The organism is Synechococcus sp. MIT S9504 (assembly GCF_047497135.1).
Lineage (GTDB): Bacteria > Cyanobacteriota > Cyanobacteriia > PCC-6307 > Cyanobiaceae > Synechococcus_C.
Map to the genome: position 1 here is coordinate 306,293 of NZ_CP138942.1, position 9,670 is coordinate 315,962.

Consider the following 9,670-nt stretch of genomic DNA (forward strand, 5'->3'; position numbering starts at 1 on the left):
GCAGTGGTTTGCCGGATGTTCAGGCACAACGCCATCGAAGCCTTGGTGGCGATGCAGCAACCAGGTAGGCGGAAGCGTTGACTGTTCAAGTGCTGACGCTCACTTGGATGGGGGTTTGACCAGGATCAATCCTGGTCGGTCAAAAAGGCGACCGGCCCCACCCACCATTACAGTGAGCCAAAGGACAGCCCAAAGGCACTAGTCCAGCAAGTAGCGGCTCAAGCAAAGACAAGGAGAGCCAAGGTCTCCGGGCAGTTAACAATTGCCGGGCGGCAGGTGAGTGTTGACTGAAAAACTTTGGTGTCACTGACGCTCTCTGATGGTTTGGGCCTGGCTCCATCTCCTGCCAACACAGATTGAGGATCAGTTCCCTCTGGAGGTGATGGCTCCAGGGGATTGGCATGGAGGACAACGATCAGCTGCCAGTTTGATCGGCTTGTCTCAACTGACTGAGGTGGCTACAGCGACATCAAGTCATCATCTGTTCATGAAGAGATCCCTGTTCGCATTGCTGCCTTTAGCGCTTGCAACGACAGCACCTGCCGTCATGGCTCAGAAGGAAATCCCCAAAGCTCCTGGTCATGATCAGTGCCCGCTTGGTTACGTCAACACTCTCGGCACCACTTGTGTGTCGCCCATCTACTACGAGGTGGCACCCACATACGGTGAAGCCTGTAAGTCGGGATGGATGAATATCGGTGCTGGTTACTGCAAGAAGAAGACCCTCGGTATTTTCTGAGGAGGCACGAGGGCTGGAAGGAACTGATCGTCGCGGTTTAGTCGTTAAACGAACAACACGGACTGGCTGCTTACGCGTCAATGGTGAGGGAACTTCCAACACCAAAAACAGTGGCTCCCGAAAGGGGGCTTTTCTCTTGGCAGCAATCTTGTACATTCGCTGCGTAGATGAGACGACTTGACCAGTGCTGCCCAGCCTGTGGGGTTTGTCGTTACGCGGTCACCTGGCTCGGGTGGTGTCGTTACATGCTGCAGCCTCTCTGTACAGCGCTGCTCGCAATTGCTGTTGGCCTCACTGCTGCTCTGATGGTGTTTGACCCCATTCACGCCGGATGATGGGGGGACGTTATGGATCAGGGCAATGGCCAGATTTTCGTGATGATTCGATCTAGGCCTATTCCACAGGCAACACCAATGAGGATGGCGATAGCTGGGTCTAGATCACTCAGAGAGCTGACGATGAGTCCAGTTATCGCGCCAACAATGACTGCTCTTTTGATCGATCCCTTGTTGATGCTGCCCATGGCTTGAATGCCGTGATCACGCACATTGTCATTGTTCGGTCCGGGTCGCGGTCAGACTTCAACGAATCCCGACAAGTTTCACCCACTGGTTGATCTCAGCTGGATCGCCCGGCAATGGCCAGAATCCCTGGAGCTCTTCCGATCGAATGGCAGGCCCACACGACGAGATCAACAGGATTGAGCGTGAATTGGATAGGGCTGCTGCAGGCAAGTTGAAAAAGCATCAGTCGACTGGCAAGACAGCGAAGCATCAAAGTCTTGATGCCGTTGTTGCCACATCTGGGCTTCTTGTTGTTGTCGCTATTGCCATCGTTTTCGGAGGACGGCTCAATATCACGCAACGAGCTGCATTGACTGGGGGGGTATTGGGAGCTGCTGCAGGTTTACTGGTGGGTTATGGCTTAGGAAGGATTCGCTGAAACGTCTCGAACAGCATCCGCTGACTGGTCACAGTGGCGGGATGCCAAATAACGGGCGCCTGATGGTTGATTGCCATCCGCCGAAGAACGGCATCGGCAGGCTCACGAATGCCCAGGAAGGGACGGTCTGTAGCTTCCGCGACGACATGATTTCTGCACCTGCGCAGTGGCTGATGATCGAAAGCAGGCCGTTTTATGATGTTGGTCGGCCTCGCCACCTTTGCATATGTAGAAGATAAAGAATTGTCAGTCTCGTTCTGATGAATTGTTTGCGTTCATGCTTGAAATTGATTTCTAAGCGTTCATTGGCATACTTCTGGGTAACTTCAACGAAGACAAACCTGAGCGTCGTCACGCAGACGTTGCCAAACTGACTGCGCGACCTAGCGTTAAGCCTAAAATATTTAACCTGACAATCGCATGAAATAAATGGAGAGACTTTGCGCTTTTAGTGTTGAAACTTACGTAGCTGGGCTGGTATTTGAAAAATGTATCAATTGAAAGGTATAGGTAATTCAGTATTGAAGGGGGCGCTTTGAATGTGATTGGTTCTGTTTCTGCCTCGTTTTTTTGGAAGTATGAATAGTTTATTCGCCAGTACCACCAGGCAAAGGAGACAATGATAATTGGCAGGAACAGCAACATTTCCACCAGAAGCAGCTTTGGATCTTTTATTGGAGCTATGAGGAGAAGGTTGATGGAGAGCAGCTCAACGAGCCAGCACATTGACAAAAAGATTGCGAGAATGTCTTTCCCTAATCGATTATTTCTCCCAATGACTCCAGAAACTATTAAGTAAGCTGTTGCCAGGAGAAACAGGCTATTCAACGGGTGGCCAAGAGAAGTGAGATTTTCTAGGAAAAAATTTGTGTCCATCAGTAATTGCTTGGTGCGGCCGTTTTCTATCTCTGTCAGGGAAAGCGACCTGTTGAATGCAGTCGTAAACAGGTATGAAATCATCAAAAAATAAATCTCCCTAGGTCTTGACAGATATTTTGTCAATGCGTCAATAAAGGCCAATCTTGTGTGCTCAGTTAAATCCAGGCTAGCAAAATGATATTGCAATGCTTTGAGTATGGGCTTTGGGGCTTGCGATATTTTGCTTGAGTTGGTGGCATCGTGACTTCAGTTGATCATGCTTGATGCTGATTTTTTACATCTATGGCCTTGGCACGCATCCTGGAATGCCGCCAAGCCCTGCCGAATTCTCTCCTATGAGTAGGTTTCCTCATAGGAATGATTTAGTGTAAAAATCTGCTGTAATTGATTTTGGTCTTGTTGTGGATATCTCATATCAGCATTCCATTTTTAAAGTCGCTTGGATCTTTATCTGCACAATTTAGCTCAATTGTACCGCATGATTGATGCTTTGATTGAGGCTAGCTTCTGCTCAGAATATTTTCTGTGTTGCTTGGCTTTAGTCAATGCCCCATTCAACTCCATCGAGTTCGTCTATGCCGAGGCCGTCCGCAAGGTCTGATAGAGAAATCAAAAACCCCAATTCTTTGGCGATGTCTGCGATGGCACTTGGATCTGTCGTTGCTTTAATTTTGTCTTGCAGTTTTGAGTCATTTTTGATCTTTTTCTTGAATGCTTTAAGTTGCTCTTCGGACATGGTTTTGCAATCTGTTTCTTCGTCATAGCAATGATCTGAGGATGTGTCTTTATTTATGAATGAATCGAATTCAATTGCGCCAGGTATTGTGGTTTATTTTGGGCCGTTTGGAGGTGACTCAACAAATAAAAAAGTACCTAAAGTTGCGAGAACTTTCTGCAAGGGTTTGGATTGGTGCGGTCACGCTGAGCCCTATTGATTGGTAGTACGAGAGCTGATTGAGATTACTCTGACCCTACTCCTGCTCCAACAATTTCCAGTACCCCCCCTGCTGCTCATCAAAGCCCCTGCAACTTCATGGGCTTTTATTTTTTCAACAGCCTGACTAATCCCATAAATCAGCCTTCAATACCTGGCGCGATTGAGCGCATTAAATATTAGCTAAAGACGCTGCAAATTATCGTTGCTATAACCGTTAAAGACTTCTGCTACCCATGTCCCTTGAACAACTCAAAGCCTTCCTCGCCAAAGTCAGAGACGATTCCAATCTTCGGGAGAGACTAAAAGTAGCTAAGACTTCTGCAGACGTTGTAGGCATTGCCAAAGAACATGGTCATGAATTCACCGCAGACGTCTTACATCAGAGCAGCCGTAAGCTCACTGAAGAAGAGCTGGAAGGCGTGGCTGGTGGCGAAAGTTGCCCTACGGTGCCCATTTGCGGAAACATGAACTTTGGATGTTGCACTAGTACAGGTGTCTAATGGCTCAAGCATGACGTTTATTGTTTTTTTGATTATCCCTTGAAAGTCCAAAGATAACCTTCCAATACCTGGCACGAGTGAGCGCATTTGTGCCGTAATCGGCAGGTGAAAGTATTTGCATTTTCAAAAAGGTGGCGACAGAACTCTGAGCCACTTGCCAGAAGCTCTCCAGAACCTCGTGGGGTCTACACCAGTGCCGTGTAGCGGGTTTCACCAGAAGGGCTGTGATCTTGAAGGAGTCGAGGCGGCAACACCCCCAAACATTCACTCCTTAAAACCATGACACAAGAATAACTCACCGCTTTCATCGCGAACGCCAAAGGCAACACCAGTCTTCAAGAGCAGCTAAAAGCAGCGGCTGATGCCAATACTGTTGCTGCCATTGCCAAGAAAGCAGGTTTTAGTATCTCTGCTGATGACCTAACTAAGGCTTAATCAGAGATTTCTGAAGAAGATCTGGAATGCGTAAGCGGAGGGGGCTGGGGTACTTACGTTAAAGTGACCGTACAGTGTGCAATCAACAAATCACATAAGGACACGTATAACTTTATAGGGTGGGATCAGTGTAAGCATTTGAGTTAATAAAAAACTCATTTATTCGCTTTGATAGGTTATGTCCGATGAGTGACTCAAGGCTTTTCTTGAGTTACTCAAAGCCTCTGCTGATGTTAATGCTGTGGTTTCTATTGCCAAAGCATTGGGTTTTAGTATTTCTCATGACGACTTGAAGAAGGCACAATCAGAACTTTCAGAAGTAGCACTGGAAGACGTGGCTGGCTATGGCTGCAAGAACCAGTTAATTGATCTATCTACCCCAATAGGTGTTTTATCGGAAGCCCTGTCCATGGGTCTCTTCAGCATGTTGCGGGAGAAAACCAGCTTACAAACTCAAAGTCCATTGTTGAAACGGCTCATTGACGATGTTGACGACTTTACTGATGATTCAGAAAATTCAAGCCATGGTCACCCTCGTGCCGATCTTGCCGATGCTGCCTTTTTTGCTTCATAAGTCTGCTTTTCACTGCAATGATTCTGCACGGATGGCTTTGGAAAACCCTGAACAGTCCGTTGTTTGATTGGTGTGAGCTTGTTTGTCGGGCGATCATCTGCACAACCAGACTTCATTGCCCACCCCTTCGGATCTTTTATCACTTTTGCTTCGCTTTCATGGCAACAGGCTCCCCGACTGAAAGTGATCAAACTCTGGCTCACTCGGCAGCATCATGTCGCGATTGATCAGCGCGGAGTTCGATGGAAGTCTGACGTGAATGCATTGTGTATTTGGCCACTTGCTGCCTATCTGAATGCACATCTATGTATATCTGGATTTTTCTTCTGTAAACGGTATTTGAAGCGCCAGTCAAGGCTGTGTAGCTAAAAACTGAAACCTTCCGTTTGGATACCTGCTTTGAGTGTTGAACAGCTTTTGCTGGACGTGATGGCTTTTGGCGCTGCTCTGACGATTCTTTGGGCCTGGCGTATAGGAACGTCCCAAAAGCAAAGAGAAGAGTCGTGATTACGCCTGTCTCTGCAGCCTGGGCCAGGCTGCTTGGCTTGCTCTTTGTTCGCCGAGTCAGAAAAAGTTGAGCTCAAGTGCGGTATCAAGACGATCCAGAGGCATGGCATCGGTCAGTCGTTCGGAATTCGTTGCCAGACGACTCAGTCCCCGCCTCCGCACCGTTGAAGTTCACTTGCGTTCACGAACCTCAGTTACCGCATGCACGGACGCTTGACTTCAGACGAGCCAGCGCTCGAAGGCATGTCTATTCAACTTCAGGCATGGGTGAAGTGATGCACGATTCAGTGTGGCGTCAAGGTGAAGGTGATTTCGCCATCGTTGCCAGTTGCATAATCACGACAGACCTCAGGTTCAACGCCAAGCGTCAAAGGTCCACAGCTTCCGCCATGCCATGCCAGCCGCACATCTGCTTGGTTTGGATTGAGATCAGGCTCCTCCATTGTTGGGGGCAGCGGTGGTTCGACGGATGCTCAGGAATACTGCCATCGAAGCCTGGGGCCACCGCTGCTCGGCCCTTGGTTCAGCTGGTCAGACCTTATTCAATCCCTCTTCCAGCTCGACAAACTCCTCATCGCTGAGGCCGGGGATAATCTCAGCGGTGACGCCGATGCCTTTGGTCCATGGATAGGTGTGCTTCTGCACTGCTGCCAGGTTGTCGGCTTCCACCAGCAGTACGCCTCCACCGGTGTGAGGGTGGATCTGGCGCGCCAGCAGCTTGAAACCGGCGAATTCATCCATGGGCTTCCCTCCCTTGATGTAATCCACGATTGCTTTGGCGTACTCCTCACTAGCGGGATCGGGAGCGGACCACTGGATCATGAAGGGTGCCATCTAACAGCTTGCAGACGTTGCTCGATCATCGCCTGCATAGGCACGGGCAAGTGTTCAGATGTTGATTGCCGCGCTGATCTTATTTTCTATGGCAACTTTCAGCCCGTTCTGTCTGGGCACAGCTGGACTGTCATCCGCTCGTCGTCTTCACGAATACGCCACTTCTGGCATAGGCCTTGAATTTATCCCTTGGCTATTGAGCAACTGGGCCACTTACGGCCCTCAAAGAACCACTGATGCAGTTGCTGTAGGTAGGGTCTCCAAAGCAATTGGTAAGTGCTGCCTCTTAACGAGCTCGTTGGTTGTGGGGTAGCGAGGTAGGACAGAATCCTGGAGCACATGCATGAATCGATCTCAGGCCCTTCACGACATCGAACACTGGTCGGGGAATGGAGAGCTTGAAGAAGCCACATATCGTTATGCCCTGATCATCGTTGACTTGATCAACGATGCAGCCGCCGAGGAGCTGCTGCATTGTCAAACCTCGGACGACGTATCAGCCTGGATACGGCGAGATGCTCTGGATTGGCAAGCAAAGCTGAGCGACGAGGCATTCACCGAGTGGTTTGAGATTGGGCACGGCAAAGCCTATGGATGCATTGAACAGATGCTGAGCTGTATCGACTACGACTTTGTTCTCGAACTGTTGCTCTCAATGCGTCAGTTGGATTAGCAAGTCAGGCCCCGGCTTGCCGAAGAAGCCTCTGGTGTAGACAGAGGACTGATGGCTGATTTTTCGCGATTGGCAATTTCACCTTTAAGTCATTATCAACCACTCCACGCTTAAATATTGATGGCCATGCCCCCTGTTATTTGTGATTGATATTTGTGTTGCTTGGATTTTGTCTTTTTTGGACGCCTTTGTGAAATGCTTGATTGCTTTCAGACTGTTGTATTCTGCCTCCAGTTGTTACCGATGCCGTGGTTAGGGGGTTGATCTGGGGAATCTCTACTTGCTTTGTTTTTAGCTTCTATATTGTCTTGTCTAAATATCTTCTTGCGCACTTTTCTGCGCCATGGTTGTTGCTCGCTTCAGGTGTTGGAATTGTTGCCTTAATCCCCTCTGTTGTTAAGCGATCTCATGTCTATAAAAGCTGGGATCATACGCAGTGGAGGCTGGTTATTTCAATGGCTTTATTGAGTGGGCTGTATAATTTTTCGGTCCTGCTCAGTATCAATTATTTACCGGCGTCGATTGCGACAATGTTTATCGGACTTTCTTCTGTGACACTGTTGCTTCGAACATGTGGTATCGAGGCAAGGTCGCCCATGTTGCTAGAGGTTTTGGCAGTCTTTTTTGCTGTTGTTGGGGCTTTCCTTGTGTTAGGAGTGAAGCTTCAATCATTTTCCTTTATTGGTTTGTTGTTTGGCGTTTTTACGCTGATATTTGGTACGAATGCCGTCATATTGACCGGCAGAATGCGCGGAATTGTCAATGCAAAAGAAGTTGTCTTCTCTAAGCAGATTAGTAAGGTGGTTTTTGCCTGTTTTGGGCTGATTTTGATTTCACGATTGCCTGCGGCCCCCTACCCTGCATTGGCAGTGCTCTGGGTGTTGTTGCTGGCTACTGGATGCTTGAAAATGCTAGAGAGTTTTACAGCTTCAAAGACTGCATTTGCTTTGCCACCGGTGACTTTTAGGAATATATTATTACTTAACTTGCCAATTGTTGCTTTTGCAGAGTCTTGGCTTTTCGATGTTCACCTTGATCACTACCAGTGGATCGGTATATTTTTTATTATGCTTTCTGCTCTTAGTGCGATCTTTTCCGGTGAGAAACGTCTTAAAGCGCTTTGAAAAGTTCTTTGGTCGTTTGTCATCCTACCTACGCAAGAGATTTACATTTTCAAGCTCAGTTGTTTTATGCGCCGGATACTCAGGCATAAATCCTTCGATTGCTAGGAGCACGTGCAACAAACAGTCGGGTGGAAGCGATGCCCTCCTAGGTGATGAGTTGATCAGACATCTCAGCCGCTTCACTTAGCATGCAGTGGGGTAAAACCACTGCAATGCATTTTAAAGAAGGCGAGCTAATCGCAATTTTTTTCGGATCAATCGCAATCCTGCATGCTTTCCCCTTTGCCTGGGAGAGCCACGAGATCAACAGGTGCGTCGAGTATCAGCGACAGCACTTACACAATAGTGGTTTGACTAAAAACAGAATTCATGCCAAAGCAGTGAATTATTGTCAAGGAGGTCAAGCAGGCATCAGTCCATAACGGGCTGAGTGATTAGGTCTTCACGCTTGAAATGATGCCCGCCATGCTGGTGACGGATCAATGCTGGCTCTTTGTGTCGAATGTGCTGTACCAATGCATTGCCCTCATGGTGTTCAAGTGCGCTCAATTTTGCCAGGCATTGAAGCGTGATTTCTGGAATTCTGGAAGTTGTTGATGTGTGAAATACCTGCATCTGCAAAGGGTTTCTTTATAGGATTAGGTTGAGGTTTTAAGTGTATTTCTGATGTTCGCTCTTAACGCCGGTGCAATAACGCACATTGAGTACTGGTGTCTTTAGGGCTATCTGATGTTCCTGCAAATCAATAACAGAGCCTAGGGGGCTCATGCCAGGGAGACAGAATAGACGGCTCGTGCTGAAGTTGTCTTGATCGAAATTGCTAATGACTAGTGGACATTAGTATTGATTAAATTTTATCCTATTTTCAATAGTTTCTATTGCAATTGTGTTCAGCATGGCTGGCTGCTTTTGTTGTTTTGATTTTTTAGAAACAAAGGATTGTGAAGGTGCAGGGGTTAATTCCCAAGACAAAACCCGCTCTTGGCGGGGATTCTCGCTTGTCAATGGATTTAGAGGTCAACCGAATCGTTTTTGCAGAGAGTTTTATGATGACACATGCAGTAAGATCCGAACTGTCCTCCGCTTGCTTCTTCAAGCTCCTCTTCTGTAATTTTCGATGGTTGATTGAGGCCGTTTGCAGAAAATGCAAAACCTGCTGATTTCGCCGCATCAACGACTTCTTCTGTTGACTTTGCAGTTCTGATTGTCTCTTGGAGGCTTCTATTGCCTTCGAGTTTTACCAAAAATGCGTTGAGTTGTTCTTGAGTCATGGGTGTCTCCTAGAGGGACCATTTCGTTTTACGCCTCTCACGCTGCAGGGAGTAGAGGGGCAACCGACCTCAGCAGTACGGTTTCAGGACCTGTCCGGGCGGGCTGCACGGAATCAGACTCACAAGCTTGGTGGCGATGGACAGGCAGAAGCCAGCTGGCTGGAAACGGTGTGAGTGCAGGATTTGGGCAAACATGGCCGGGGAATTCAGAGTTTGCTATGAACTAATTAGCTATATGCACTTTGATGAATCAGA

11 protein-coding genes and 2 pseudogenes are annotated in these 9,670 nt (G+C 48.0%); 8 read left to right on the forward strand and 5 right to left on the reverse strand.

The annotated features are described in order from the left end of the window. Nucleotides 1-487: 487 nt before the first annotated feature. From SIB58_RS01670 to SIB58_RS01680, 3 genes are all read left to right on the forward strand, one after another. Nucleotides 488-739 carry a hypothetical protein gene (locus SIB58_RS01670; protein ID WP_066910566.1) on the forward strand — a complete coding sequence of 84 codons (252 nt, stop codon included), beginning with the start codon at nucleotides 488-490 and terminating at the stop codon, nucleotides 737-739. A 167-nt stretch (nucleotides 740-906) separates the two neighbouring features. After that, nucleotides 907-1,074 carry a hypothetical protein gene (locus SIB58_RS01675; protein WP_156486673.1) on the forward strand — a complete coding sequence of 56 codons (168 nt, stop codon included), beginning with the start codon at nucleotides 907-909 and terminating at the stop codon, nucleotides 1,072-1,074. 334 nt (nucleotides 1,075-1,408) lie between these two features. Continuing rightward, entirely contained in the window at nucleotides 1,409-1,681 is a 273-nt protein-coding gene (locus tag SIB58_RS01680; protein WP_074159363.1) for a hypothetical protein, read from the forward strand. 351 nt (nucleotides 1,682-2,032) lie between these two features. On the opposite strand, the gene SIB58_RS01685 is transcribed toward SIB58_RS01680, so the two are convergent. Then, nucleotides 2,033-2,701, reverse strand: a complete 669-nt coding sequence (locus SIB58_RS01685) for a hypothetical protein (RefSeq protein ID WP_066910474.1) — start codon at nucleotides 2,699-2,701, stop codon at nucleotides 2,033-2,035. Nucleotides 2,702-3,098: 397 nt separating this feature from the next. Further along, a complete protein-coding gene (locus SIB58_RS01690; RefSeq protein WP_066910477.1) occupies nucleotides 3,099-3,296 on the reverse strand; it encodes a Nif11-like leader peptide family RiPP precursor in 198 nt (65 codons plus the stop codon). A 434-nt stretch (nucleotides 3,297-3,730) separates the two neighbouring features. Here SIB58_RS01690 and SIB58_RS01695 point away from each other — a divergent pair, with 434 nt between their 5' ends. The 3 genes and pseudogenes from SIB58_RS01695 to SIB58_RS01705 form a co-directional block, all read left to right on the forward strand. Next, nucleotides 3,731-3,997, forward strand: a complete 267-nt coding sequence (locus SIB58_RS01695; protein WP_074159358.1) for a Nif11-like leader peptide family natural product precursor — start codon at nucleotides 3,731-3,733, stop codon at nucleotides 3,995-3,997. A gap of 306 nt (nucleotides 3,998-4,303) precedes the next feature. Continuing rightward, nucleotides 4,304-4,429 (forward strand): annotated as a pseudogene (locus tag SIB58_RS01700) (Nif11-like leader peptide family RiPP precursor); the annotation flags it as partial. Between the two features lie 214 nt (nucleotides 4,430-4,643). Further along, nucleotides 4,644-5,006, forward strand: a pseudogene (locus SIB58_RS01705) (Nif11-like leader peptide family RiPP precursor); the annotation flags it as partial. Between the two features lie 791 nt (nucleotides 5,007-5,797). Here SIB58_RS01705 and SIB58_RS01710 read toward each other — a convergent pair. Further along, complete coding sequence (locus SIB58_RS01710; protein ID WP_156486674.1) at nucleotides 5,798-5,956, reverse strand: hypothetical protein; 159 nt, start codon at nucleotides 5,954-5,956, stop codon at nucleotides 5,798-5,800. An 88-nt stretch (nucleotides 5,957-6,044) separates the two neighbouring features. After that, a complete protein-coding gene (locus SIB58_RS01715; protein WP_066910483.1) occupies nucleotides 6,045-6,347 on the reverse strand; it encodes a DUF3303 domain-containing protein in 303 nt (100 codons plus the stop codon). A gap of 343 nt (nucleotides 6,348-6,690) precedes the next feature. Between SIB58_RS01715 and SIB58_RS01720 the strand changes: the two genes are divergently transcribed. Both SIB58_RS01720 and SIB58_RS01725 read left to right on the forward strand, forming a co-directional pair. Next, a complete protein-coding gene (locus SIB58_RS01720; RefSeq protein ID WP_067326544.1) occupies nucleotides 6,691-7,020 on the forward strand; it encodes a hypothetical protein in 330 nt (109 codons plus the stop codon). A gap of 248 nt (nucleotides 7,021-7,268) precedes the next feature. Then, entirely contained in the window at nucleotides 7,269-8,144 is an 876-nt protein-coding gene (locus SIB58_RS01725) for an EamA family transporter (RefSeq protein WP_066910489.1), read from the forward strand. Between the two features lie 1,010 nt (nucleotides 8,145-9,154). Here SIB58_RS01725 and SIB58_RS01730 read toward each other — a convergent pair. Beyond that, the gene (locus SIB58_RS01730) at nucleotides 9,155-9,415 is read right to left on the reverse strand and encodes a Nif11-like leader peptide family natural product precursor (protein WP_074159359.1); all 261 of its coding nucleotides are present in this window, start codon (nucleotides 9,413-9,415) and stop codon (nucleotides 9,155-9,157) included. Between the last annotated feature and the right edge of the window lie 255 nt (nucleotides 9,416-9,670).

What these genes read in the sequence shown, in the direction of transcription:
- SIB58_RS01670 (WP_066910566.1), top strand. Translation starts at nt 488, where the DNA reads ATGAAGAGATCCCTGTTCGCATTGCTGCCTTTAGCGCTTGCAACGACA.
- SIB58_RS01675 (WP_156486673.1), top strand. Translation starts at nt 907, where the DNA reads ATGAGACGACTTGACCAGTGCTGCCCAGCCTGTGGGGTTTGTCGTTAC.
- SIB58_RS01680 (WP_074159363.1), top strand. Translation starts at nt 1,409, where the DNA reads ATGGCAGGCCCACACGACGAGATCAACAGGATTGAGCGTGAATTGGAT.
- SIB58_RS01690 (WP_066910477.1), bottom strand. Translation starts at nt 3,296, where the DNA reads ATGTCCGAAGAGCAACTTAAAGCATTCAAGAAAAAGATCAAAAATGAC.
- SIB58_RS01695 (WP_074159358.1), top strand. Translation starts at nt 3,731, where the DNA reads ATGTCCCTTGAACAACTCAAAGCCTTCCTCGCCAAAGTCAGAGACGAT.
- SIB58_RS01710 (WP_156486674.1), bottom strand. Translation starts at nt 5,956, where the DNA reads ATGGAGGAGCCTGATCTCAATCCAAACCAAGCAGATGTGCGGCTGGCA.
- SIB58_RS01715 (WP_066910483.1), bottom strand. Translation starts at nt 6,347, where the DNA reads ATGGCACCCTTCATGATCCAGTGGTCCGCTCCCGATCCCGCTAGTGAG.
- SIB58_RS01720 (WP_067326544.1), top strand. Translation starts at nt 6,691, where the DNA reads ATGAATCGATCTCAGGCCCTTCACGACATCGAACACTGGTCGGGGAAT.
- SIB58_RS01730 (WP_074159359.1), bottom strand. Translation starts at nt 9,415, where the DNA reads ATGACTCAAGAACAACTCAACGCATTTTTGGTAAAACTCGAAGGCAAT.